Below are 25076 nucleotides of genomic sequence, written 5' to 3'. Positions count from 1 at the left end.
CTCCTATTCTGCTGCGAATGCGGTAAAGCTGGCGGGGTAGGGGCCAGGGTAGGAGATCTGCTCAAGCGGGTACCGGTTGCTCGGCACCTCGCGCACACGCAGATCGTGCGGAAGGCGACTGGTCTCGGCGGCACGGCCGATAGTGATCCCGACCTCAAGTCGAAACCGGTCTGGCAAACCCAAAACTGTGGTCGCGTGTTCAAAATCGAGGCCCGCCATGGCATGGGCGGCATATCCGAGAGCAGTTGCCTGAAGCGCGATTTGCATCCAGGCGGACCCAGCATCGAAGCTGTGGTATTTCGAGATCATCTCGGGCCGATTTTCTTCGGCGGGCATCACCTTGTCCGAGATCAGAAAGATCAGTGCCGACGCAGATCCGGCCCATTGCCGGTTTTCTGCGTCCAGCACCGACAGGAAATCCGTCCAATGTTTGTCGGTGCGATGGGCATACAGAAATCGCCAGGGCTGGACGTTGAATGCCGAGGGTGCCCAACGGCCTGCTTCAAGGATGGTCAGAAGATCGGCATTGGGCATGGGTTTTGCTTCATATGCGCGTGGGGACCAGCGATCCAGGAAGAGCGGTTCGATTGGATGGTGGGCGGTTCTGAATGTTTGCATTTCGGGACTCCTAGTCATCTACTCGGACGTTCTGTCCTGCCGTGGATGCGTGGCCAAAATCGCCTACGCAGCTTGATGCCCTATGAAATACAGTGATGCATGAAAGTAGAGAATACGGCTATCGATGAACTCTTACTTCACTTACAGTAAATAATCATGGACCGTATGACCGCCCTTACCGTGTTTCGAACCGTGGTCGAGCTTGGCAGTTTCGCAGCTGCGGCGCGCAAGCTGAACTTGTCCCCTGCTTCGATCAGTAAGAATGTCGTTGAGTTGGAGGGGCATCTTTCGGCGCGTCTGATCAATCGCACGACCCGACGCATGAGTCTGACCGAGGCCGGCACGCTGTATTTCGAGCGTGTCGTGCAAGTCCTGGATGATTTGAATGAGGCCGACGCAACACTTCAGGCCATTCAGGATACGCCATCGGGCGTTTTGCGTGTGAGCGCACCAGTTACGGTGACGCTGATCGGCCTGTCGGAAAAAATCCCGAAGTTTCTCAACCGATATCCCGAACTGACGCTGGACCTGAGGTTGGATGACCGGCGGGTCAACCTGGTTGAAGAAGGGTTTGATATTGCCCTGCGCGGGAGTGACGATCTTGAAGATTCGGGACTGATTGCGCGAAAGCTGATGATCATGGATCACGTCGTCTGCGCGGCACCATCTTACTTCGAACAGCACGGTCGTCTAACCCGGCCCGAGGATCTGGCGCTGCACAATTGCGTCCAGTTCACCTTGTCGGACCATGCCGTTCAATGGACTTTCATACAGGGCAGGCGAACTGTCAAAGTCCCCGTTCGGGGCCGCTACAAGGTGTCCTCCAGCCTTGCGGTCCGGGATGCTTTGCGTGCCGGGTTCGGTCTGAGTCTTGTTCCACGTATGTATGTCGCTGAAGATCTGGCCGCAGGAAGGCTGTGCACGGCTCTGGAAGACTGGACGCCGAACGAGACGGGCCTTTACGCTGTCTACCCGTCCCGACGCTACGTGATGTCGAAGGTTCGGGTGTTTCTCGATTTTCTTGTTGAAGAACTTTAGGGATAGATGCGCCCGCATCTGGACGGCCTTCTTTTGGTCGTATCCCAATGGTCTTCGTGATTGCAGCGAATGGCCGCAAAGCGGGCTACAGGCGTTATAGTTGGCGACAGATCGCACCTATCAGTTTTCTAACCGCGTCTCTAATAACCCATAGACTTATGGCTACTTCGACGCTGATGCGAGCGCCGCTCCTATTCCGACAAACGCGCCACCGGTGATCCTGTTGAACCACCGTCCGCTTCGGGCAAGCCAGGGCGCAATGCGCTGCGCAAATCCTGCCAGTAGAAGCTCATAGACAACCTCAACGAGTACGAACGTTCCGCCAAATACAGCGAGCTGTAGCAGGAAGGGCGATCCCGCGACCATGAACTGTGGAAGGAACGCAGCAAAGAACAAGAGGCCCTTTGGGTTAGAAACGGCGACGAGGAATCCCTGCTGGAACATCCTGTAGGTTCCAAGATCATTCGTTCTTGTCAAACTGGTCGCTGCACCAAAATCGGGGGGTGCGGAGCGCCAAACCCGAATACCAAGATAGACGAGATATGCGGCACCGATCCATTTTGCGACGAGAAAAGCGCGCTCCGATGCAGCGAGCAAGGTGCCAAAGCCAGCCAGAGAAATTGCGATCAGAAGGAAGAACCCAAGCGCTCCGCCCAAAACGGTGGAAACAGTCGGGCGGAAGCCATAGCAGGCCCCATGTGTCAGCGACAACAACCCATTTGGACCAGGGGTCAGGGACAATCCAACCGCAGCAGCCAAATAAACCAGCCATAGTTCGTACGTCATTTCATGCCTCCAAATCCGCCAAAGTGTCCTTGTTCTAACCAATCGACTCGCGCAACCGGTGTCCTTGGCGTTTGATTCACCAATACACGCTGGAATGTGCCTGAGTTCATTTTTCGTCCTCTCGCTTGAGCAAGCCCCGCAAAAAAATTCTTGCATGGTCTTGCTTGAATTTTTCCACATTCATGGGATCAATTTCGCTGAAAATCAGGCTCCAGATACCTGCAAATATTGCTGGCGCAATAATGGTTCGCGGATCCAAACCTGAAGCCTGTTGGCTGAGCACGCCACTCTCCACCCCGGCGCTGATCAGGCGGCGCAAGGTCGCTTCACCTTTTGAAAAAATCTCACGATGGTAGAAGGCAACAATGTCTGAGTGATTGTGACCTTCGGCCACCATGACCTTAAAAATGTAGCGCGCGTCACCCGCGACAAGCTGATCGTATAACCGGTCGATGACCTTCTCAAAGAGTTCCTCATAGGGCCCTTCAAACTCGACGATAGCCTGAGCCGCTTCGTCAAGTGCGCGTTCCATGGTGTCGCGCGCCACTGACTCAAAGATGTCCATCTTGGAATTGAAGTATAGATATACCGTTGTCCGGGAAATCCCGGCACGACGCGCAATTCCCTGAAAAGTGCTCCCCGCAAGACCCTTTTCACGAAGTTCTTCCAGTGCAGCCTGGCATATCTCACCGGGTCGGTGCTCTTTCCGACGACGGTGCTTGGTTTTTGCTGTGTGTTCCGAAATCTCAATTACCTCCTATTGCCAACTACAAGTTACTGACGTAAGTGTCATTAAAAATCTGAACAGCGTGTATTGTCGTCAATTTGGGCTAGCTGGAACTTCCAGGATGCCCGGAGTTGCAGCACGCAATCAGTGCAGCAGGGCATGGTGAGGTCTTTGGCTTTGTCATCCCTCTAGGTAGGAAACGAATTATGTCGGTTCTCAACATTCAACGCATGCTTGCGGGTGTTTTTCTGGGACTGGGTGGTTGGGCACTGATCTTCCACGGTACTGTCGAGCAGCTTGTTTTCAAACCAAATTACTTTGTGGGTAACGAAACGAGCCGACTATTGTTGGCGTGCTTTGGTGCACAAGCTGTTCTGGCAGGCACCATCATGGCCCTTGCGCGGTTTACGCCTACCACCTTCCTGGTATTTGGATTGGTGGGCTCGATCCCGTTCTTCATCTTCAACTATTATTTTGTCTTTGTAGTTGAGATGTTCACCCATTGGATGCTGCTCGACTTTGTTGGCAACGTGTCGATTTTTGCCTTGTGTATGTATGGATACTGGAAGTCGCTACAGGAGGTGCGCCGGTCCCACTCACACTGATCTGACCTAATGGTATCGGGGATTTCGACGAGCCACTTAGGAGACCAAATACCTATCGAGATGTGCTGAAAGCATGAGTGCAATCGAGTGCAGCATGACGATGAGCCTGGAATACTGGTAGTCTGGAGCAGGCGCGCCTGACCGGCCTAAGTACAAATGATCGGAAAAAACATGCCCAGATTGCACACTAAGACAGCCCTTGTGACAGGTGGTGCGCGCGGCATTGGAGCCGCAATTGCACGCGCTTTTTGTGACGAGGGAGCGAAGGTCATCCTGACTGACAAAGATGTCGATCTTGGTCGAAAGACAGCCAAAGAAATAGGCGCGGAGTTTGCAAAACTGGACGTGTCTTCCGAGATGGACTGGGAGGCTATCGAAGCACAATTTCCAGTTCTTGATGTACTTGTGAACAACGCGGGCATCACCGGATTTGAAGGATCCTCAGACGGACAACCTCCTGCACATGATCCCGAGAACGCAACACTTTCAGACTGGCGAGCGGTTCATGCGACCAACAGTGACGGGACATTTCTCGGATGCCGCTATGCTATTCGTGCCATGCGCCCAGCGAAAACCGGATCTATCATCAATATCTCTTCACGCTCTGGCATCATAGGTGTGCCTATGGCGGCAGCATATGCCGCTTCAAAGGCTGCTATCCGAAATCACACGAAATCGGTCGCACTGTATTGTGCAAGTCAGGGTCTTGCCATCCGCTGCAATTCTATCCATCCGGCGGCAATCATGACGCCAATGTGGGAGCCACTGTTAGGCGAAGGTGCAGACCGCGCAAAACGAGAGGCGGCAATCGTTGCGGATACTCCGATGCGGCGATTTGGAGAAGCGTCAGAAGTAGCTGCACTGGCTGTTATGCTTGCATCCGACGAAGCCCCTTACATGACCGGAGCTGAGCTTAACATTGATGGAGGTATCCTTGCAGGGTCTGTGGCCATTCCTGACGAGTGAAGGCAGGAAGGAGTTAGCGCAATCGAGCGGTAATCTGGACTTTTTTAGCACGGAGGCGCAGGTGGGCTTTGGTATTGCTGCGACGGATAGGCATGCTGGCAGCTAGACCAGTGTCCGGTTCGGATCACCAACAAGCGCTGACCAGCGAAGCAGAGAATGACACCTCTGAACCCATGCTAATCTCTAGACAAGGCAAAGCAACTGACTTCTGTTCCAAAGATTCGTTTACCGATCAACACGGGCCAAAGCGAGACCGATACCCGACCCAACAAAAAGAACACCAGTTAGCCTGTGACGCCATCGTCCGAGCTTAACTATTGCAGGTCGCGCCATCTGCGCAGAAGCGGCCCACACAAGATCACCGAGCATGATGATGGCTACATAGATCACGGCGGTAAAAAGCAAAGCAGAAGAACCTGATCCGATAGCCACAAACTGAGGCAGGAATGCCGCGTTGAATATTAAGGTCTTTGGATTGATCGTGGCGAGTAGGAGACCCTGCCAGAAGAGTGCTGTCAGCGGCTCACGGCTGGCACTTTGTTTATCCAGGTCCGCGACGCCCTGACACCATACGGTCACGCCGAGATAGACCAGATAAGCCACTCCGATCCATTTCAGCCAAAGAAATGCGAAAGCAGCAAACTCAAGGAGCGCGGCCAGTCCAAGGACGACGATTAAAAGCTGCAAAGCCACGCCAATAGTTGTGCCAAACACTGTCATTGCGCCGAAGCGAAATCCGTAAGCCAGTGTGTTTGCAACAATCAATGCTACGTTCGGCCCAGGAATAGCGACCAGGAGAGCGGTAGCTCCAACCAGTGCGAATATCAGACTCGGCTCCATCGAACATTCCTTGTTTGAGAGCAGCTTTAGCGGTCATTATCCAATGGCCAACTTCAACCCGAAAAGCTGGAACTGCAAAGCACGGAATATTAGGCTTGGATCGGGTCGCGAGCAACAAAGAACACAAAAAGCGGCGAAGGGCTGTTGAAGGTTAATCCCACAGAAAGCCAGGCCGCAGTGAATGGGGGCTTTCCATTAGTAGCATGGGTTTCAGAAACACGCGATCACGGCTGTTGACTTGGGTCAAATCGACCGCAGGCCAGTACTGTATTATTTGCGGGGATCATAGGAGCTCACCGCCATGACATGTAACCAGGTCGGCCGATTCGTTTGGCATGATCTCTTCACGGGCGACCGATCACGCTCAATGGACTTCTATCGAGACCTTGCCTCCTGGAGCTTTTTGACCGAGCACGCGATGGATTTTGCCTGGGGCGGCGGAGAGAAGGACTTTGTGCTCGCCTTAGCACAAGAAGAGGTTGGCGCAGGCATTGCCGAGACACCGCAACACTACGACGACGGGTGGATCGCCTATGTAGAGGTCGAAGATGTAGATCAATCCGCGTCGTCAGTTGAGAAACTCGGTGGAACCGTTGAGAGACCGCCATTCGAAGTGCCGGGCGTTGGTCGCAACTGTCTTTTGAGGGACCCTTTAGGAGCCTTGGTTGGTATCTGCCAGTCCCGACACTCCTATCCGGTGCAGGAGCGGCAATTTGGAATAGACGGGTATCTATCGAGTTCCGCAGATTTCCCTGGTGAATTCTATTCGGAGTTGTTCGGATGGGTTTCCGGGTACGACAGCGAACTACAACGAACAACCACCATTTCGCTACTGTCCGGCGATGAAATTGCCGAGCAGTTGCGCGGGTTGCCTCAGGAACAAGAAGATGCCTACTGGATTCCGAGCATCAAAGTTGAAGATGTCACCGCCGCCTGTCGTGACGTGGAACGATTGGGTGGAAAACTGGCCAAGATCGACACGAATGATCCGGATCACACACGCTGTCGGGTCTTTTACGATCCGAATGGTGCGCTATTCTTTCTTGTTAACGCATCACTCCGGACACGGAACGATCATTAAGAGCAAGGGCTGAAAGCTACCCTTGCTTGATCGATTCCTTAAAAAGGGAACCTATGGTGCGAAGGAGGCGGGTGTTCAGCCTCCGGTGGAAGGCCGACGTCCTTCCTCAGGTGAGCCGGCAGCTCGGCTTTTCTGAATAGAACAGGCTGTTCTGCGCTTGGTCGCCGGGCGAAGATAGCCGCTAGCCTTAGTAGGAGGCCACGCGACCGGTTGATTGGAATGTAAAGTGATAAGCTTGGCATTGTTCTCTCCATGAAATGTTGGAAAGCCGCCACATGAGGAAAACACAAAAAAAGGCCGCTCACGAGGCGGCCTTCAGATCGGAAACCTGTCAGACCGCTTTAACGGGCTACTGCGCCTGCCGCGCGAAGCATTGAGGTCTGACAATTCAGCATATCTGATCTCTCCTGTATCAGGGTTTCCGGTTCGTCCAGTTACCAGAGGAGCGGTCTTAATTCAACAACCCATACATGTATTGGTCGAATTCCGCCTGGTTGGGAGAACGTACTTTCGTTCGGAGTAAACCACGCATTGCTCTGTTTGCATCCAGTGGCGACGGCGGCGACATTTGTCATTCTTCAAATTCTGCGTTCGCAGCGAATGGCATGTGTTGATTGCAAGCGCCGCAGTTTGACTAAAAGTAATGGGTTGGTTTGCGCCGACGGACGACATTGGCACTAATTAGGAACGGCCCTCATGGGCCGGCTCTACAGCAACTAGCAACGATCCCTTTATTCGCGGGTGCGCAGTTTCTGTGGATCGTAGATAGGGCTTGCTGCGATGGTTGCTTTTGTGTTCAGGCCGTCGCCTGAGACTGCCAGTGTTGTTCCAACGGCCAGTCCTGGAACAACATGCGCAAGTGCAAGGGATTTTCCCATTCGGTGTGAATAGCAGGGGCTGTTGATCACGCCGACAGGTTCACCATCCAGTGACAGCGTTTCACCACCGGCCACAATGTCGGGGTGATTTATATCCAGGCACACATTGTTTACTTTTTCGGCCCCTTTTGCCGCCACGACGGCCGCTTTTCCGCGATAATCGGCCTTGGTTGTGCTGACGGTGAAGCCGAGGCCGACCTCCCATGGGGTATTCTCTGCGGTCATGTCATAGCCGTAAAACAACAGCCCGGCTTCGATACGTACTTTGTCCAGAGCAGTAAAGGAACATGGCATGACGCCCTCCTGCACGAGCTTGTCCCAGATACCCGTTATCACTGTCCCTTCCGCGAAAATCTCGTAGCCGCGTTCGCCGGAGTAACCCGTGCGCGAGATGCGGCAGGGATAACCAAATAGTTTCGCAGGCGCGTGTTCGAAATAAGCCAGTTCGGCCAGGTCGATATCCGTGTGGGCATTCAGGATCTCCAGAGAAGCAGGCCCCTGCACTGAAAGGTCATGCAGATCGTCGGTAAAGTCGATCTGAACGTCACGCCCTGCCGCCGAGGCTTCCAGCAGCGCCATGGTATCGCCGGAGCCGTGCACGATCATCCATTCGTTGCCACCATTGTTCGACACGATCGCATCGTCGGCGATCCCGCCGTCATCGTTCAGAACGCACAGGTAGACAGCATTGCCCGGTCCGACTTTGGTCAGATCGCGCGTGGTCAGATGATCCAGCACCACCTGGGCATCGAGGCCTCGAACGAACACTTTCTTCAGGGGAGACATGTCGAACATACCGGCCCGTTCTCGGACCGCATTGTGCTCATCATTGGGATTGGTGTTATAGGTCCAGGCCGTACCCATGCCGTTCCAGTCCTCCAACCCGGAGCCAAGCGCGGTGTGGCGCGATGCAAGGGCGGATGTGCGGCTAAGTTCTTCGGTCATGGGTCTTCCTTTCTAGTACCATTCGTCCGGCATCCGTGCTTTGCGTTCAGACACGAAGTCTTCAAGCGTTGCTTTTGTGCTGGGGTTCATGTCGGGCTGTTGATAGTCGTCCAACATCTGGCGCCACCGCGTCTTGGCGCGTTGGTCTGACGTGAGCGCGCCGTTCTCCGTCCAGGTCTCGAAAGGGCCGGCATCCGGGATTTGCGGTTCAAAATTCGCCGATCTGTAGTGGCGCAGCGTGTGGCTGGTGGAGAGGAAATTCTCGCCCGGGCCGGTTTCGAGATAGGCATCGCGGCCAAAGGCTTCATCGCCCGTGTCAAAACCCTGCAACAGTTTCAGCATCGCGCCGCAGTGATCTACGTCCATGATGAACTTCTCGTAGGACATGACCAATCCACCTTCGAGCCAGCCCGCCGCATGCCAGACTTGATGCGCGCCGGACAGAAGGGTGGACCACATGGCCCCCGTACTGTCCTGCATCGCTTGCCCGTCCGGAGCGTTGGACGCGGTGATTTGCCCGCCGCCCGAGCGCACCGGAACGCCAAGTCTATGCCCCAGTTGCGACAGCGCCATGGTGACCATGTTGGCTTCCGCCGACCCAAAGGTCAGCGCGCCCGTGCGCAGGTTCATGCTGGAATGAAACGACCCCATGACCACCGGGCACCCGGGCCGGACAAGCTGTGCCAGGGCGATGCCGACCATGGCTTCGGCGAGCGTTTGGGCTGCCACTGCCGCAGGAGAGAGCGGCCCCATGGCCCCAGCGAAAATCGCTGGAGAGACGCACGCGCATTGGTTTGCTTTGGCATAGATGCGGAGCGCGGAGGACATGGTGTCATCGAACACCAGCGGAGAGTTGACGTTGATATTGGCCTGCATCACGGCGTTGCGTTCCATAAAGTCGCGTCCAAAGACCAACCGCGCCATGTCGATGCTGTCTTGTGCGCGTTCTGGCGCAGTGACGGACCCCATAAAAGGTTTGGTCGTCAGGGTGAGGTGCGCCAGCAACATGTCCAAATGCCGCTTATTCACGGGCACATCCGTTGGTTCGACCACCGTGCCGCCGGAATGATGCAGGGCAGGGGAACTGTATGTGAGTTTTACAAAGTTGTGGAAGTCTTCGAGCGTCGCGTATCGCCTTCCATTGCTCAGATCGCTAACAAAGGGAGACCCGTAACCCGGCATCAGAACAATATTGTCGCCACCAAGGGTCACGGTTCCGGCCGGATCCCGGCTGTGCAATTTGAACTCCAACGGGGCCGTTGAGCAAAGTGCGCGCGCATGTCCGGGCTCAAACCTGACTCGCTCACCATCGACTTGGGCACCGGACGCGGCAAACAATTCGAGCGCCACATGATCGCCCCGGAATTCGACGCCTATCTTTGTAAGAATCCAATCCGCCTGGTCTTCGATCCTTGCCAAGGCCGCGTCATTTAGCAATTCGTATGCAGGTATCTTTCGCGTCGAGAACGGAGCGCCTGGAGAAATCGTGTCACCACATGAGGGTCGATCACGACGGAAGCGGCTGCGGCGCACTGCCGGTTTCGAGATGTCCGTGGTGGTGTTCAAAGCACCCAAACGCGAAACTCCGTTTCATTTGTTCCCTGAAATGATTGGCGTTTTTTGCCCAGTTGGAAATCGAAATTTTCTGGCCATCGCGTTCAAAAATTTTGTACTAGTTTGGTATGCGCCGACACTTTCGCCATCATGACCTGCTTAGGTTGTTCGCCGAGATTGCCCGGCATTCCAGTTTCTCAGACGCTGCCGCAGCGCTGAACATGACCAAGGGTGCGATTAGCTATCAGATCAAGACGCTTGAAGCTGATCTGGGGATGGCCCTGTTCCGCCGCACTACACGCGGCGTTACTTTGACGGATGAAGGGGTGAAGCTTCTGGCGGCTTGCCAGACCCGTTATCAGGAAATCGAAGCTGATATTCTGGAGATTAAGGGGCGCGTATCGCGATCCCTGATTGTTGGAGTGTCGACCTATTTCGCGGCGCGGTGGCTGTCCCCACGTCTGATGACCTTTATGCAACGCCACCCGGATGTGCAGCTGCGCATTCAGCCGATGATCGAATTCTCTGATCACGAGATGCCGGATGTTGATCTGGCGATCAGATGGGGAAACGGCGAGTTCAGTCACGGCAGTGTGACGCCCTTCATGCCGATGCCGCCCTATCCCGTAGGAAACGCCTCCACAGCCCAAATGGTTGAGGAATTGGGAATGGACGAGGCCATATCAAGACTCACCTTGCTCAGAGATCGCGATGACAGCAACGCCTGGTCCGATTGGCTGACCGCCGCACATCTGCCCCAGCAATCGCGGCAGGATGTGTTGATCGTTCCTGACCCCAATGTCCGGGTGCAAGCCGTCATCGACGGGCAGGGGATTGCCTTGATGGATGACCTTGTGTCGGCTGATTTGGAGGCCCAACGGCTATTCCGGTTGTCCGAAATTGAGCTGCCCAACTACGGGTACTTTCTGGTTAAGCCGAACGGTACCGTTGCAACGGAGGCCGTGGCTGCATTCTCGGCCTGGCTGAGAGTCCAATCCTGACCACATTCGACTTGAACGTCACTGACTCTATATTTGTACACCAGATAAATTAAGTCTCGCGGAGAAACCGATATGACAACCGGACACATCATGATGGCCATGAGCCTCGACGGTTTCGTTGCAAGAAAAGACCATTCGCTCGATTGGCTGAACAAGCAGCGCGCTGAAAACGAAGACCACGGGTTCATCAAGTTTATGAACAGCGTGGATACTCTTGTTATGGGGACCGGATCACTGCGAACTGTCCTTGGATTTGATGAATGGCCATATGAGAAACCTGTCGTGGTACTCAGCCGGTCCATGACGAAACAGGACATACCTGAGCATCTACACGACAAAATTGAGTTCTCCACTGCTAGCCCCGAAGAGTTATGGGGGATATTTCACCAGCGCGGTTACAAACGCGTATATGTCGATGGCGGTGCGATCATTCGGTCGTTCCTTCAGGCCGGATTTGTACAAGACATGAAGATAACTGTGGTTCCTATACTACTGGGCGATGGCATTCGCACTTTCGGTGAAATGAACGGCGATGTTGATCTTGAACTGATCTCTGCCACTACCTTTCCATCGGGTATGGTCGATCTGGTTTACGAAGTGAAAAGTGCATGACCAAAACACCGACTGTCGGGTGACCAAAAGTCAGAGGAACGTCTGTCGAAACAGCTTATCCTGCAAACTGCCCTGCCCATTGTTCAAAAGCAGGGAGCCGATGCGCTTTCGTTTCGGCTATTGGCGGGTAAGCTAAAGGTCACGCCGATGGCGGTAGCTTACCATTCTTGCAGCAAGCGTAAGCTGCTGGCCGACCTGGTTGAATTAGCCTTTGCGAACACGCTTCAGGGCATCGTTGACGAAGGAGCAAGCGCGAAAGCGCGGAGCATATTAAGTGCCTACTATCTTCGGGCCATGTAGAAAGCGAACCTGCTGGGCGCAGTTCTGGATGATATCACTCTCATCAGCAAAGACCTGATGGACGCCACAGTTAAACTGCGGGCGTGCACGCAGGAAATCGACGATGGTGACGAGAACGATGTACTTTATTTGTGGTTTACAAAACCCATTCCAACTAAAGTTTGGTTTTGCTGGCTCTTGTCCTTCTTCGACACGCGGTATGTGCCCCGCTCTGTGATCAGTTCCCGAAAGTTGTAGCTGTCGGGGTGGTTCGCAGGGTCGGAAACTGAAGGGCTACTACCTTCGCGACAACTTATGACTTCAAGCCAAGCGTCGCGAAAAAATAGGTCAGCGCTATCGTTTCGATACGAAAATGACCAAAAGCATGAAATGCCCCTGGTGCCAACCAAGCCCACAAAGGTTTCACAGATTGCGCCTTCGGGAGCGGCAGCAGTGGTTTCGTAGCTTTCCAGCATAGTAATCCGATCACATTCGTCCGCCAAACCGGGTGTTGAACACAACGCCAGTAAAGCGACCATGGTGATTTGAAAGAACGGCAATCTGAAAATGCCCGTTTTGGACAGAATCTCAAAGTCGAATGACGAGTACTTTCTCAAGGCTGGCAAAGATCGGACATGATGAACTCGAATGTCGTCACCGTACTTAGCTGCTATTCTGCAGCGTCCGGAACCGTCGCCTCTGCGTATATACCTTTCACACGTTCCTTTGTCGGATCAAAATGCGGGAATGGAACGATCTTGGCTTTCAACCGTTTTTGCTGCCCGTCCAACTGCCCAATTTCAATGTCTGACCCAATGGTGGCATGGGTAACCGAAACCCGGCCCAATGCGATTACTTTGCCAAGAACGGGTGATTTCATTGCGCTGGTAATCTCGCCAACCTGCGCTTTTCCAACGCGCACGCAATCGCCCGGCGAGGGAACAGTGCCGCCTTCGATCTCGAAACCAACCAGTTTGCGGTGCGGGTGTGTCTTGCGTTCCTCGATCGCAGCCCGTCCAATGAAATCGTCGGTTTTTGACTTCAGCGGTACAGTAAAGCCAATGCCTGCCTCAAACGGGTCCGTCTGATCGTCGAATTCCGACCCAGCAAAGATCAATCCACCTTCGATCCGCAACATGTCGAGTGCCGCAAGCCCGAGCGGTGCGATGCCATATTTCTCACCGACGTCCCAAACGCGATCAAAGATTTCCGACGCGTCTTTGGGGTGGCAGAAGATTTCGTATCCAAGTTCACCGGAATAACCGGTCCGGGATATAACCACTGACGTCCCCTGCACATCGCCCACACGTGCGACAGTAAACCGGAACCATAGCAGTTCTTCGATCGTTGGTTGCTGAGGTGGCGTCCAGAAGATCTTGGAAAGAATGTCGCGGCCGTGACGCCCCTGCACCGCGATGTTGTGCAACTGGTCCGTCGAGTTACGCACCCAGACATTCATATTGCGTTTGAGCGCCTGTTCCTGCAGCCACAATCCGCTGGTGTCATTCCCGCCAATCCAGCGAAAGTTTGTTTCACCCAAACGATAGACGGTGCCATCGTCAATCATCCCGCCGTGTTCATAGCACATGGCCGTATAGACGACCTGACCAACACTCAGCTTTTTCATGTTGCGAGTCACACAAAGTTGCATCAGCTCTTCTGCGTCAGGCCCGACAACCTCGTATTTCCGCAGGGGGCTTAGGTCCATGACCGCGACCTTGTCCCGACAGGCCCAGTATTCAGCAATGGCACCATGATTGGTCATCGTGTTGGGCAGCCAATAGCCATTGTATTCTATGAAATCACGGGAGTGCCGTGCAAAGCAGTCGTGAAATGCTGTTTTCTTGGTTTCTTCCACATCCGCCTCCGCAGATTTTCTGTAGCCATAGGATCGCTTGAAATCCTCGGTCGCCTTGTAGGTTCGCACCTGAATATCTGTTGGATTCCAACCATTTGCCGGATCAATGTCGCAGGGGCAGCCGGTGCTGACGCAGACCAGATCCGTCAGTGCGCGCAGCAGCACGAAATCACCGGGCCGCGACCACGGGTCATCCATGCCTATTGCGTTGGTCTCGTCCAGCATTGTGTTGAAGAAGAAGTTGATCGCCGGCCAACCTCCGCGCGGCTTGATACCATACTGATCAAGATCCTTGTTGATATTGTCCGAACAATTCACGTGACCGGGATAGCCAAGGTCTTCGTAATACCGCGCGGTACAGGCAAGGCCGAACGTGTCGTGCCGTCCGCATGTATCCTGCACGATCTCAACCAGCGGTTCCTGATCCACTGACCAGTATTTCGAGAATATACCTGGTTGCGGATACAAGCTGCCCATCAGGCTGCGCGTTGTGGTGGGATCAATCTCGCGTTCGATCCCCTGATCTAATGCACGACGGCTGAACGCCTGAAAGTCTGAGCATTCGCGGCCCCTGATATCCACGATCTGGATGAACTCTCCGGCTTTGACCTCATAAGATTTGGCATTGCCAGGCTGAATGTTGATGTCTCTGAGAGGGTCGGCCAACGGATCGGGCGGGCCCACGTCCGGTTTTTCCAAGCCGGGAGCGGCACGCTGAATGTACAGGATAATGTCGGTCGGTGGGTTGTTGTCTTCCGGTCGCATCGCTTCACCGGGGGCAGAGACGATCAGAAGACCGTCGCATTCCGCCACGAAGTGCGCCATGTCACCGGGGCGTGATCCATCCGAGAAAGCCCTGATCGCATCCCCGCGTCCGATGTCGAAACCTGCAACCTCTAAGGCGCGCAACACTTTCTTGCCCGAAGCCGAGCCATTCGCCAGAGTTGCAATCAGCCCTTCTGGTCGACCGTGCCCCTGCACGCCAAGCATGGCAGCGTCCGAGCTTCGATCGGGGGCAAAGAATACCATCTCGGACGGTTGCATCCCATCGCGATCCAGCAAAGTGATCTTGTCGCCCTTCGACACCGGAACCGCACGCGACCCGGCTCCAGGGACGGGATGGCGTTCCGTTCCATGAGGCAGGATCGGAAGGCCGGGGGCCAGAACCCCGCTGCGTTCATACGGTACCTCAAAAACCGGCTTCACATTCATATTACACCTTCCTGAATGGATTCGGTTGCACCGCGGTGCGTCACCACCAAAAGGCATCCCGATTTGGTGTGTGAAAAATGGCTGGAACCTGCGGCAAGACTTACGAAGTCACCGCTGCGATAGCTGAATCCATCGTGATCGGTCAGGTCACCCTCAAGGACAAAGAACTCTTCCGGGCCATGATGGACATGCGGGTTCGAGCGCGTGCCTGGCTCCATTTTCATCAGATAGCTGCCTTGCCCGGTATCCTGGTCAAAGCTGACATTCTTCCACCAAACTTGTTCGTCGGGCAGGTCTGTCATCTGCATCCTGACAAAGCCGTTGTCGTCGAAACGGGCAACACTGCGTCTGTTTTTTAGCTGTGCCATCTCAGTCGAGCCCCAGTCGCTTTTTACGTTTTTCCGCCCAGCTGCTGATGGCCATGTCAAAGGTCAGCGCCATCAGCGACACGTTCAGGCCAAGGACAAAGTTTTTGCCCAACTCGGTACCTGCCAGCGTGCGTTGCAATTCCTGTCCCAGGTCCTGTGTGCCGATGAAGGCCGCGATGATGACCATGAAAAAGGCAAACATGATCGCCTGATTAAATCCGACGGCCATTGTTGGCAGCGCCAGCGGAAATTGAACCGACATCAGCTTTTGGCGCCGCGTGGACCCGGACATGTCCGCCGCTTCTGTCATTTCCGGGGGCACGCTGCTGAGGCCAATAATGGTGTACCGGATCAATGGCACAGCGGCGAAGATCAGGATCGAGAACACGACGGCCACATCATTGACGCCGAACAGCATGATTGCTGGGATCAGATAGATGAAACTGGGGAAAGTCTGAGCGGTGTCGCAGGCTAAAAGGATGCTCTTGGACCAGCGGGTGGATCGGGCCGCGACAACTCCCAGGGGGATACCGATCAGTGTCGCCAGCGCGACCGCCGAAATCACCGTGTAGAGCGTGATAACGGAGCGATCCCACCAGCCCGAGAAAGCCACGATCGTGAAGAAGACTGCAGCATAGATGCCGGGGCGGCGTCCGCCGATCCAATAGGCAAAGGCAACGACCAGCAGGATGAAGGCGGGGGTAGGGATCGCCAGCAACGTGTCTCGGAACGGGATCAGAACCTTGACGTTCAGGAACCAGCGCAACCATTCGGTCGTTCCCTTGATGGCATCAATCGCCAGAATCGACTTTATTACCACGTCAATTTCCTTGCCTTGGCTCAGGTGCTGCTTGCGGCCAACTTCGGCAAGGATCGGGAAGACCTGCGAGAGCAGGATAAACCCGACAAACAGACCCAGCGCGACCAGCGAGATCTGGTGCCGCTTCCACCATGGGGTGCCGCGTTCGAAATGAACGGGCTGTTTGACGACCCAAGCCTTTGACATCCGATCGAGCATGACCGCCAGAAGAACGATGGTCACACCAATCTCAAAAGAACGCCCGAGTTTGAAACTGCCCATCATCGCTAACAGCTTGGCGCCAAGGCCGGGCATGCCGATGAATGCGGTCAGCACCACCATGGCCAGACACAACATGATCACTTGGTTAACTCCAACCAAAATCTCGGTGCGCGCGGCGGGAACATAGACATGTCGCAGCATCTGCCAGCGGGTGCAGCCCGACATCTGACCCGCTTCGATCACTTCGGGACTGACCTTTTTAAGGCCCAGTGTTGTCATCAGGATCATCGGCGGGATGGCGAAGGTAATCGTTGCCACGGCACCGGCTGTTGGCCCGACTTTGAAGAAGATCACCGCAGGCAGCAGGTAAGTAAAGAAGGGCAAGGTTTGTAACACGGACAAGATGGGCTTCAGTATCCGCTCGAACCAGCCGTATTTCCACGCGGCGATACCCAGAACCAGACCCAGCAGGAACGCCAAGGGTGCCGCGACAACAATCACGGACATGGTTTGCATGGCGATTTTCCACTGTCCGATTGCGGCTGTCCAGATGAAGGTGCCCGCACCAAGGGCTGCCAACTTCCATCCCCCGACGGCATAACCGACAACAGCTGCAACAGCTGCAATCGCAGACCATGGGATTGGTCCCAGATTAGGCCAGCGGCGCTTGCCTTCCAAAAGGTTGGCCGATGTGTCCAACAAAAACTCCAGCGGGCCTTCGGCGATGAAGCGAGTCACATAGATCAGGCCAAGGTCGTTCTGGATGAAGTTGAAGATCGCATCCAGAAGCTGTGCTGTGGGTGGGATGGCCGCTTCGGGAATGCGGTTCAGCCATTCGGGCAAAACACCGACGACCTTGACAAGGATCAGTGCAAAGGCCACGGCCAGCAATGCCGTAAGCACGCGGGTACGCCCCCATGGCTTGTGCGAGGCCTCGTGCAGATCAGTGGATAGCGTTGCCATCATTCGGCTCCGAGCAAGACATTCAAAGCGGCGTCGCGTTCCAGAACACCGGTGACAATGCCCTTGTCATCGGCAACCGGCAGAAGGATGCGGTTGTCATTAACGAGAACCCGCGCCAATTCGTGGATGGTCGAGCCGCCATTGACGGGCGCTCCTTCAAGAGCATGTCCATTGATCGGTTTCGCCAGCCCTTTTGCGTGTACGACACGGGCTTTGTCGATGTCTTCGGTAAATTTTGCCACGTATTCGGTGGCCGGGTTCATGACGATCTGATCAGGTGTATCGCATTGTTCAACCGCACCGTTGCGCATGATTGCGATGCGATCTGCGAGGCGTAGCGCTTCGTCGAAATCGTGAGTAATAAAGACGATGGTCTTACCCAGCATCTCTTGCAGCCGCAGGAATTCATCCTGCATTTCGCGGCGGATCAATGGATCAAGGGCCGAGAACGGCTCGTCCAGAAACCAGATATCCGGCTCAATCGCCAAGGACCGGGCGATGCCGACCCGCTGCTGTTGCCCACCGCTAAGCTCGCGTGGGAAGTATTCTTCGCGGCCCTCAAGCCCGACCAGCTTGATGACTTCCAGTGCACGTTCACGGCGGTCATGGCGATCCTGACCGCGCATTTCCAGCGGGAAGGCCACGTTATCCAGGACCGTGCGGTGCGGCAGCAGGCCGAAGGACTGGAATACCATGCCCATCTTGTTGCGTCGCAATTCGATCAGGTCACGCTCGCTCAGGCCCATGATATCCTGACCATCAACCTTGATCGTACCGCCGGTGATGTCGTGCAGGCGCGAGAAGCACCGCACCAGAGTTGATTTGCCTGATCCGGATAGTCCCATGATGACCAGCATTTCGCCCCGGCCAACCTCAATCGAGACGTCCTTGACCCCGGCGATGTAGCCATCTGCGCGAATCTCGTCGAAGCTACGGCCAGCCGGCATGGAATTCAGATAGCTCTCGGGCGAAGGTCCAAATAATTTCCAGACATTTTGGGCTGAGATTACAGGCGCTGTGGCGGACATGGCTGCCTTTCTTTCTTGTTAAGCACGGCCTTGCTCCAATGAGGTCAGTAAGGCCGCGCCAGTTTCGTTGCGTGTGACCGGATTATCCGCTGCAGGCGCTGATCCAGGGATCAACAACAGCGCGGTTCGCATCCAGCCATTCGGCTGCTGCTTCTTCCGGTTCCAGCTCGTCCGTATCGACCAGCTTGGCCATCTCCGCGATCTGCGGATTGGTGAAGGAAATTTCAGTCAATACACAGTAGGCAGCGGGCCATTTGTCTTTCATACCATCCCAAGCGGCCTTTTTCAGGTAACCGGTAGCCGGATTGCCGCAATCATACAGCGCATCCGGGTTCGGACCTTTGGATGGGTCCTTATCGCATCCATCTTCCCAGGCCGGAAACTCGACAAACTCACCGGGCCAGACGGCTTCGGCAAAGTTGGGTGTCCAGTTAAAGACCAGAACCGGCTTCTTATCCGCCTCTGCGGCGCCGATCTCGGCCCATAGAGCCGCAGCCGAACCCGCGTTGATCACGGTGAAATTCAGATCGAGCGCTTCGGCACGCTCTTTACCATGCTTCAACCAGTCAACGGGGCCGTCCAGATACCGACCTTTGTCGCCGGTTTCGGCTGTCGCGAACAGATGGGCACAATCGTTCAAGGCTTCCCAGTCCGGCAGGCCGGGGCAGGACTCTTTGGTCCACATCGGATACCACCAGTCCTCGCGGGTGACAGCATCGTGGTCGCCTGCATCATGCAGACCGCCCTTTTCCAGAGCTGCGCGGAAGGATGCGCCAAACGCGCCTTCCCAGACTTCCATCTCAAGCGTGACGTCGCCCAGTCGCACCGACTCGTAGACCGCCTGACTGTCAGTCGTGACGTATTCGACATTATCGCCGATCTCTTCGAACAACTGGCCGACCACGTAAGACATCACGATCTGGCTGGACCAGTTGTGAATTGGGATGACGATCGGGTCGCTGCTGTCTTCTGCGATCGCACCGGTGCCCGCTACCGCTGCCAAGGTTGCAGCAGAAAGTAGGTTTGAAAGTTTCATGATTGCTCCCTGAGTGACGTTCGATTTTTGGATTGTGGGCTCTTCCGGCCCCGAATTTGCGTATTCTGCCTAAATTTGCGCGAAACGCAGAACAGAAATTTGAGAGGCGTTGCCCATAAAATCTTGAGGCTAATCCGGTTTTTTACTATCTTAACAGTCAGTTGCCTAATCGTTTTCAGCCGACGCGGGCAAATGCTCTTTGATTGCAATCAGCTTTAGATTGGGACTCCGCCGTCAGATGCCGAAGAAAGCACCAGTTACCGGGAAGGTTCTTCCGCCGCTCGACTACCTTTTGGCTTTTGAAGCGGCCGCCAAGGCCCAGAGCTTTGCGCAGGCCAGCAAGGTGCTCAACATTTCAGAAACGGCAATCAGTCGCAAAGTGCGTCTATTGGAACAACATTATGACGTGCCCTTGTTTGTCAGAGGCCATCGGTCGGTCTCGTTGACGCAGCAAGGTGCCATATTGTTGGCAACCGTGGAAAAATCACTGGATCTAATGCGGGAGGTCAGCCGGGATATGCTGGCCAAACATCAGGCCAACACGGTTTCGATCTCTGCGACCAACTCCGTTGCCTCGCTCTGGTTGATGCCGCAGCTACGCAAATTCAACAAATCCAATGGCCGCATCCGTATATCGCTGGTGTCTTCGGACAGCGACGCAGAGTGCCTGTCTGATTCTATGGATCTGACGATATTGCGCGGGGAAGGGGATTGGCCCGGATATGAGGCGCAGCTTTTGTTCGGGGAAACCGTTTTCCCGGTATGTAGCCCTGATTATCTCAAAAGTAATCCGAAGGCGGCAGTACTATCCGCGCTGCCGGAATTGGATCTGATTGAGGTGACCAGCAGCCACGCAGAATGGATGACTTGGCATACCTGGCTTGGCAGCAATGAAATTTCTACCTCATTGATGGAACGCGCTGTGGCCTTCAACACCTATCCTCTCTCTATACAAGCAGCTGTTGATGGTTTGGGCGTCGCACTGGGTTGGGCCCATCTTGTTGACCCCCTGCTTGAAAGCGGTGCGTTGGTCAGACCAATCCAGGACATATCGGTGCGAACACAGTCGGGATATTTTCTTCTGAAGAGCCCAACGCAAAAATCATTTCCCGAGCGACGTATCGTCGAGGATTGGTTGTTAGGGCTCAGCGCAGGGCGCAAACGTTACGCGTGATCCGATGGTGCCATCGCGCGATAATTGTTCTTTCCTTCAATGTCTCTGAAATTCAAAGGTTGACCGAAGGGAAAAAATATTTACCGTAATGAAAGTATCTGATTCCGCCCCGGGTCGCATATGCGGACGGGTCTGAATTCGTTCGGCCTACTTTTGCAGGGAGTCCAAAGCCCAATGAGCTACAAATCCGACATTGAGATTGCCCGCGAGGCGAACAAAAAACCGATTCAGGAAATCGGCGCGAAGCTGGGTATCTCCAGCGATGATCTGCTGCCTTACGGCCATGACAAGGCAAAGGTCAGCCAGGACTTCATCAACTCGGTCCAGGGCCGCGAAGACGGCAAGCTGATCCTGGTTACCGCGATCAACCCGACCCCTGCGGGTGAAGGTAAAACCACCACCACCGTGGGTCTGGGCGACGGCCTGAACCGCATCGGCAAGAACGCGATGATCTGTATCCGCGAAGCTTCGCTTGGCCCGAACTTCGGCATGAAGGGCGGCGCTGCAGGTGGCGGTTACGCGCAGGTTGTTCCGATGGAGGAAATGAACCTGCACTTCACAGGTGACTTCCACGCTATCACCTCGGCCCACTCGCTGCTATCGGCGATGATCGACAACCACATCTACTGGGGCAACGAGCAGGAAATCGACACCCGCCGCGTTGCATGGCGCCGCGTGGTCGACATGAATGACCGCGCTCTACGTCAAATCACTGCCAGCTTGGGTGGTGTATCTAACGGCTTCCCGCGTGAGGCAGGTTTTGACATCACTGTGGCGTCCGAAGTCATGGCAATCCTCTGCTTGGCAAACGACTTGAAAGATCTGGAAAAGCGTCTGGGCGACATCATCGTTGCTTACCGACGCGACAAGACCCCGGTTTACTGCCGCGACATCAAGGCCGAAGGCGCGATGACCGTGCTGCTGAAGGACGCGATGCAGCCGAACCTGGTTCAGACGCTGGAAAACAACCCGGCCTTTGTCCACGGCGGCCCGTTTGCGAATATCGCGCATGGCTGTAACTCGGTCATCGCGACCAAGACCGCGCTGAAAGTGGCCGACTATGTCGTGACCGAAGCTGGCTTTGGTGCTGATCTCGGTGCTGAGAAGTTCATGAACATCAAGTGCCGCAAGGCAGGCATCGCTCCATCGGCTGTTGTTCTGGTTGCCACTGTGCGTGCGATGAAAATGAATGGCGGCGTGGCCAAGGCTGATCTGGGCGCTGAGAATGTTGATGCGGTCAAATCGGGCTGTGCGAACCTGGGTCGCCACATCGAGAACGTCAAATCCTTCGGTGTTCCGGTTGTCGTTGCGATCAACCACTTCGTCACCGATACCGATGACGAAGTTCAGGCGGTCAAGGACTACTGTGGCGAGCATGGCGTAGAAGCGATCCTGTCGCGTCACTGGGAGCTGGGCTCGGATGGCTCTGCGCCTCTGGCCGAAAAAGTTGTCGAAATCGTCGAAAATGGTGCCGCGAACTTCTCGCCGATCTACCCCGACGAAATGCCGCTGTTCGCGAAGATCGAAACCATCGCCAAGCGTATCTACCGCGCGGATGAGGTTCTGGCCGACAACAAGATCCGCAACCAGCTGCGGGAATGGGAAGAAGCAGGCTATGGCAACCTGCCGGTCTGCATGGCGAAAACGCAGTACTCGTTTTCAACCGACCCGACTCTGCGCGGCGCACCCACCGGTCACTCGGTTCCGGTGCGTGAGGTCCGCCTGAGCGCCGGTGCCGGTTTCATCGTGGTTGTCTGCGGTGAGATCATGACCATGCCCGGACTGCCGCGCAAACCTGCAGCCGAAACCATCTGCATTAACGACGCAGGTGAGATCGAGGGCTTGTTCTAAGCCCCCAAATAAGACATCTCGTGGTCCGGGGAATTCCCGGGCCATGAGGAGACCACGATACCCACTCTGGCACCTCCAAAAGACTGCAATTCGATGCAGGAGTTGCGGGCTCAGATAGACCAGTTGGACCGCCAACTGATCGAGATGCTGGTGACGCGCGCAGGTTACATCGATCGCGCATCTGAACTGAAGCCGAACGCGGGTCTGCCCGCCCGTATCCCCGAGCGGGTCGAAGAGGTGGTGCGAAAGGTGCGCGCGGCTTCGGATGGGGCGGGAATGGACCCGGATTTGGCCGAACAGCTGTGGCGTATTTTGATTGACTGGTCGATTGCACGGGAAGAGCGTGTGCTTGGCTCAGACTGAATGACCGGGCGCGATAGTGCCCGATCCGTTTTGAAAGAAGGGATCAAAGGATGGTAGCGCAGGTTATCGACGGAAAGGCCTTTGCCGCCAAAGTGCGCGCGCAGGTGGCCGATCAGGTGGCTAAGCTGAAAGAAGAAAACGGGATCACGCCGGGACTCGCAGTGGTTCTGGTGGGCGAAGACCCGGCCAGTCAGGTCTATGTCCGTTCCAAGGGCAAGATGACCGTTGAGGTCGGCATGAACTCGTACGAGCACAAGCTGGATGCAGACACTTCCGAAGAGGATCTGCTGGCGCTGATCGATAAGCTGAATAATGACCCTGCCGTACACGGCATTCTTGTACAGCTGCCGCTGCCGAAGCATCTGAACGAGGATCTGGTGATCAACTCGATCGACCCGGCCAAGGATGTCGATGGGTTCCACATCTCGAACGTGGGCTTGCTGGGCACTGGCCAGAAGTCGATGGTCCCCTGTACTCCTCTGGGCTGTCTGATGATGCTGCGCGACTACCACGGCTCGCTGTCGGGCATGGATGCGGTTGTCATTGGTCGTTCGAACATCGTGGGCAAACCGATGGCGCAGCTGCTGCTGGGTGACAGCTGCACTGTGACCATCGCGCATAGCCGCACCAAGGACCTGCCGGATGTGGTTCGCCGTGCCGATATCGTCGTGGCGGCTGTCGGACGGCCCGAGATGGTGCCGGGCGACTGGATCAAGGAAGGTGCGACCGTGATTGATGTCGGCATCAACCGCATTGAGCGCGACGGCAAGAACAAGCTGGTCGGCGATGTCGATTATGCCAGCGCCGACGAACGCGCGGGCGCGATCACCCCGGTTCCGGGCGGCGTGGGTCCGATGACGATCGCCTGCCTCCTCGCGAACACACTCACTGCATGCTGTCGCGCTAACAAACTCCCAGAATTTGAAGGCCTAACAGCGTGAGCCTCGCTGCTGGCGCTTCAACCGGCAGAATGTCTGCCTGCGCCAGCGCGCACCAATATTGGTATAATGCGGGCCGTGCCGCGCGCATGGTGATCGTGTCCATTGGTCATTCGGCGTCGAATGCTGCGCGCGTCCGCGCGTTGGTAGCCCGCGCGGCACAAACTGGCATGGCGTTGGATCAGCAATTCTGGGGCAAGGATATGTCGCAGGATAAGTGCCGAACTCAGGTCAAGCAATTGAACGCGGCGGTGGATGTATATGCTGTCTTGTTGCTGCCTGACGCGCCTACACATATTGATATTCTCAACCTGCGAAGTGAATTGCAGGGACACAAAGATCTCAGTCGACCTGGCGCATGGCATCATCCCGGACCAGTTCGCCCGGGCGAAGTTGATTGCGTGTTATACAGCGCGATTGTGGCCCATCAGGCTCATGGTATTGCAATGGGCAAGCGGATGCTCAAATCGCAAGATAGCCAATTCCGAAAAAAGCTATGAGGCAACCAAGCCATTGAGAGATTGACATTTTCTCTCTCAGGATCGCCCAGGCCAGGACAACCGTCAATAACCCGAAGATCGAGGCCGCGACGGATGCATATTGGGCATTGGGCAACCCCCCGGCAGATACGACGCACAAAAGCGCCACCGCGTCGAGCGTGCCCATCAGGCACAACAGGGGAAGGGCCCGCGTGCCCGGCCAAAGCGACTTGCGGGATGCAAGGGCAATTGCGGCCAGGACCGGGATGGCGGTCAAGCGTCCAATCAGCGAAACGGTGAACTCATTACCAAGTTCGGCTGCATATTGTCCCAAAGCGAATGTCGCAGCAAACCCAATTGCAGCAAGAATTGAAAAGGCAATTGTCGGCCTGGCTGCAGGATATTCTGCTCCGTCACCCTTGGATCGTGCTGAGACAATGGACACGCCGACACCAATGGCGATGATTGCCAGCCAATGCCATATGCTGACTTCGGAACCGCGCCATATTGCAAGGGTGACTGACAAAACGGGATAGCTGGCGACAAGCGGGGCGACCAGACGTACAGGCCCGCGCTGAAACGCAGCATACATGCTGAGGCCAGCCAGCAGGTAAAAGCCGCCCGACGCAACTGCATAGGACACTGCCTCGACGGGCATGGGGGCAAACCCGGACCAGATCGCCACAAGTCCGAACTGAAGCACAGCCCCGGCAACCAGCACGGCCATCAACGCGGCGATGACGCTCACGGACTGGCTGACATATCGCACGGCAAGATCGTGAAAGCCCCAACATAATGCGGCCAGCAGACCCAGTACAAGGGCGCTCATCCGGTCGCCTCATGTATCTGGTCATG

24 protein-coding genes are annotated in these 25076 nt (G+C 55.4%); 11 read left to right on the top strand and 13 right to left on the bottom strand.

Annotation, left to right across the window (positions count from 1 at the left end):
• Positions 1-3 precede the first annotated feature (3 nt).
• Complete coding sequence (locus tag ACR0AZ_RS16680) at positions 4-618, bottom strand: nitroreductase family protein (RefSeq protein WP_480473057.1); 615 nt, start codon at positions 616-618, stop codon at positions 4-6.
• A 156-nt stretch (positions 619-774) separates the two neighbouring features.
• On the opposite strand from ACR0AZ_RS16680, the gene ACR0AZ_RS16675 reads away from it, so the two are divergent.
• Positions 775-1656 carry a LysR family transcriptional regulator gene (locus tag ACR0AZ_RS16675; protein ID WP_480473059.1) on the top strand — a complete coding sequence of 294 codons (882 nt, stop codon included), beginning with the start codon at positions 775-777 and terminating at the stop codon, positions 1654-1656.
• A 162-nt stretch (positions 1657-1818) separates the two neighbouring features.
• On the opposite strand, the gene ACR0AZ_RS16670 is transcribed toward ACR0AZ_RS16675, so the two are convergent.
• Both ACR0AZ_RS16670 and ACR0AZ_RS16665 read right to left on the bottom strand, forming a co-directional pair.
• The gene (locus ACR0AZ_RS16670) at positions 1819-2442 is read right to left on the bottom strand and encodes a LysE family translocator (RefSeq protein WP_480473061.1); all 624 of its coding nucleotides are present in this window, start codon (positions 2440-2442) and stop codon (positions 1819-1821) included.
• A gap of 106 nt (positions 2443-2548) precedes the next feature.
• The gene (locus tag ACR0AZ_RS16665) at positions 2549-3127 is read right to left on the bottom strand and encodes a TetR/AcrR family transcriptional regulator (RefSeq protein ID WP_480667944.1); all 579 of its coding nucleotides are present in this window, start codon (positions 3125-3127) and stop codon (positions 2549-2551) included.
• 173 nt (positions 3128-3300) lie between these two features.
• Between ACR0AZ_RS16665 and ACR0AZ_RS16660 the strand changes: the two genes are divergently transcribed.
• Positions 3301-3774 (top strand): hypothetical protein, encoded by a 474-nt coding sequence (locus tag ACR0AZ_RS16660; protein WP_480667905.1) that lies wholly within the window; start codon positions 3301-3303, stop codon positions 3772-3774.
• Between the two features lie 156 nt (positions 3775-3930).
• Positions 3931-4740, top strand: coding sequence for an SDR family oxidoreductase (locus ACR0AZ_RS16655; protein ID WP_480667904.1), 810 nt, complete (start codon positions 3931-3933; stop codon positions 4738-4740).
• A 225-nt stretch (positions 4741-4965) separates the two neighbouring features.
• Here ACR0AZ_RS16655 and ACR0AZ_RS16650 read toward each other — a convergent pair whose 3' ends face one another.
• Complete coding sequence (locus ACR0AZ_RS16650) at positions 4966-5580, bottom strand: LysE family translocator (RefSeq protein WP_480473069.1); 615 nt, start codon at positions 5578-5580, stop codon at positions 4966-4968.
• Positions 5581-5881: 301 nt separating this feature from the next.
• Here ACR0AZ_RS16650 and ACR0AZ_RS16645 point away from each other — a divergent pair, with 301 nt between their 5' ends.
• Positions 5882-6661 (top strand): VOC family protein, encoded by a 780-nt coding sequence (locus ACR0AZ_RS16645; protein ID WP_480473071.1) that lies wholly within the window; start codon positions 5882-5884, stop codon positions 6659-6661.
• A gap of 731 nt (positions 6662-7392) precedes the next feature.
• Here ACR0AZ_RS16645 and ACR0AZ_RS16640 read toward each other — a convergent pair.
• Positions 7393-8484 (bottom strand): aminomethyl transferase family protein, encoded by a 1092-nt coding sequence (locus ACR0AZ_RS16640; protein ID WP_480473073.1) that lies wholly within the window; start codon positions 8482-8484, stop codon positions 7393-7395.
• Positions 8485-8496: 12 nt separating this feature from the next.
• Positions 8497-10017, bottom strand: a complete 1521-nt coding sequence (locus ACR0AZ_RS16635; RefSeq protein ID WP_480667943.1) for a trimethylamine methyltransferase family protein — start codon at positions 10015-10017, stop codon at positions 8497-8499.
• Positions 10018-10166: 149 nt separating this feature from the next.
• Here ACR0AZ_RS16635 and ACR0AZ_RS16630 point away from each other — a divergent pair, with 149 nt between their 5' ends.
• Together ACR0AZ_RS16630 and ACR0AZ_RS16625 are read left to right on the top strand one after the other, a co-directional pair.
• Positions 10167-11039 carry a LysR substrate-binding domain-containing protein gene (locus tag ACR0AZ_RS16630; protein WP_480473077.1) on the top strand — a complete coding sequence of 291 codons (873 nt, stop codon included), beginning with the start codon at positions 10167-10169 and terminating at the stop codon, positions 11037-11039.
• 72 nt (positions 11040-11111) lie between these two features.
• Complete coding sequence (locus ACR0AZ_RS16625; RefSeq protein WP_480667903.1) at positions 11112-11651, top strand: dihydrofolate reductase family protein; 540 nt, start codon at positions 11112-11114, stop codon at positions 11649-11651.
• A 425-nt stretch (positions 11652-12076) separates the two neighbouring features.
• Here the strand turns inward: ACR0AZ_RS16625 and ACR0AZ_RS16620 are convergent, their stop codons facing one another.
• From ACR0AZ_RS16620 to ACR0AZ_RS16595, 6 genes are all read right to left on the bottom strand, one after another.
• Positions 12077-12547, bottom strand: a complete 471-nt coding sequence (locus ACR0AZ_RS16620; protein ID WP_480473081.1) for a hypothetical protein — start codon at positions 12545-12547, stop codon at positions 12077-12079.
• Between the two features lie 53 nt (positions 12548-12600).
• Positions 12601-15000 carry a trimethylamine N-oxide demethylase gene (locus ACR0AZ_RS16615; protein ID WP_480473083.1) on the bottom strand — a complete coding sequence of 800 codons (2400 nt, stop codon included), beginning with the start codon at positions 14998-15000 and terminating at the stop codon, positions 12601-12603.
• Positions 14997-15368, bottom strand: coding sequence for a cupin domain-containing protein (locus ACR0AZ_RS16610; RefSeq protein ID WP_480473085.1), 372 nt, complete (start codon positions 15366-15368; stop codon positions 14997-14999). The genes ACR0AZ_RS16615 and ACR0AZ_RS16610 overlap by 4 nt, the downstream gene beginning before the upstream one ends.
• A gap of 1 nt (position 15369) precedes the next feature.
• On the bottom strand, positions 15370-17352 hold the full coding sequence (locus ACR0AZ_RS16605) for an ABC transporter permease (protein ID WP_480473087.1): 1983 nt from the start codon (positions 17350-17352) through the stop codon (positions 15370-15372).
• Complete coding sequence (locus ACR0AZ_RS16600; RefSeq protein ID WP_480473089.1) at positions 17352-18380, bottom strand: quaternary amine ABC transporter ATP-binding protein; 1029 nt, start codon at positions 18378-18380, stop codon at positions 17352-17354. Before ACR0AZ_RS16600 ends, ACR0AZ_RS16605 begins: the two co-directional genes overlap by 1 nt.
• An 82-nt stretch (positions 18381-18462) precedes the next feature.
• A complete protein-coding gene (locus tag ACR0AZ_RS16595; RefSeq protein WP_170694193.1) occupies positions 18463-19416 on the bottom strand; it encodes an ABC transporter substrate-binding protein in 954 nt (317 codons plus the stop codon).
• A gap of 238 nt (positions 19417-19654) precedes the next feature.
• On the opposite strand from ACR0AZ_RS16595, the gene ACR0AZ_RS16590 reads away from it, so the two are divergent.
• The 5 genes from ACR0AZ_RS16590 to ACR0AZ_RS16570 all read left to right on the top strand — a co-directional run bounded on the left by ACR0AZ_RS16590 (position 19655) and on the right by ACR0AZ_RS16570 (position 24242).
• Positions 19655-20590 carry a LysR substrate-binding domain-containing protein gene (locus ACR0AZ_RS16590; protein ID WP_480473093.1) on the top strand — a complete coding sequence of 312 codons (936 nt, stop codon included), beginning with the start codon at positions 19655-19657 and terminating at the stop codon, positions 20588-20590.
• A 174-nt stretch (positions 20591-20764) separates the two neighbouring features.
• Positions 20765-22441, top strand: coding sequence for a formate--tetrahydrofolate ligase (locus ACR0AZ_RS16585; protein WP_480667902.1), 1677 nt, complete (start codon positions 20765-20767; stop codon positions 22439-22441).
• A gap of 93 nt (positions 22442-22534) precedes the next feature.
• Positions 22535-22804, top strand: coding sequence for a chorismate mutase (locus tag ACR0AZ_RS16580; protein WP_480667901.1), 270 nt, complete (start codon positions 22535-22537; stop codon positions 22802-22804).
• A gap of 50 nt (positions 22805-22854) precedes the next feature.
• Complete coding sequence (gene folD, locus ACR0AZ_RS16575; protein WP_480473099.1) at positions 22855-23745, top strand: bifunctional methylenetetrahydrofolate dehydrogenase/methenyltetrahydrofolate cyclohydrolase FolD; 891 nt, start codon at positions 22855-22857, stop codon at positions 23743-23745.
• Positions 23742-24242: a hypothetical protein gene (locus ACR0AZ_RS16570; RefSeq protein WP_480473101.1), complete on the top strand. Its 501-nt coding sequence runs from the start codon at positions 23742-23744 to the stop codon at positions 24240-24242. The genes folD and ACR0AZ_RS16570 overlap by 4 nt, the downstream gene beginning before the upstream one ends.
• On the opposite strand, the gene ACR0AZ_RS16565 is transcribed toward ACR0AZ_RS16570, so the two are convergent.
• The gene (locus tag ACR0AZ_RS16565) at positions 24205-25050 is read right to left on the bottom strand and encodes an EamA family transporter (RefSeq protein ID WP_480473103.1); all 846 of its coding nucleotides are present in this window, start codon (positions 25048-25050) and stop codon (positions 24205-24207) included. The genes ACR0AZ_RS16570 and ACR0AZ_RS16565 overlap by 38 nt on opposite strands.
• Positions 25051-25076 lie beyond the last annotated feature (26 nt).

This window comes from Ruegeria sp. BE3, assembly GCF_056538865.1.
The sequence above is the reverse complement of the archived record's forward strand: the minus strand, read 5'-3'. Positions and strand labels throughout refer to the sequence as shown.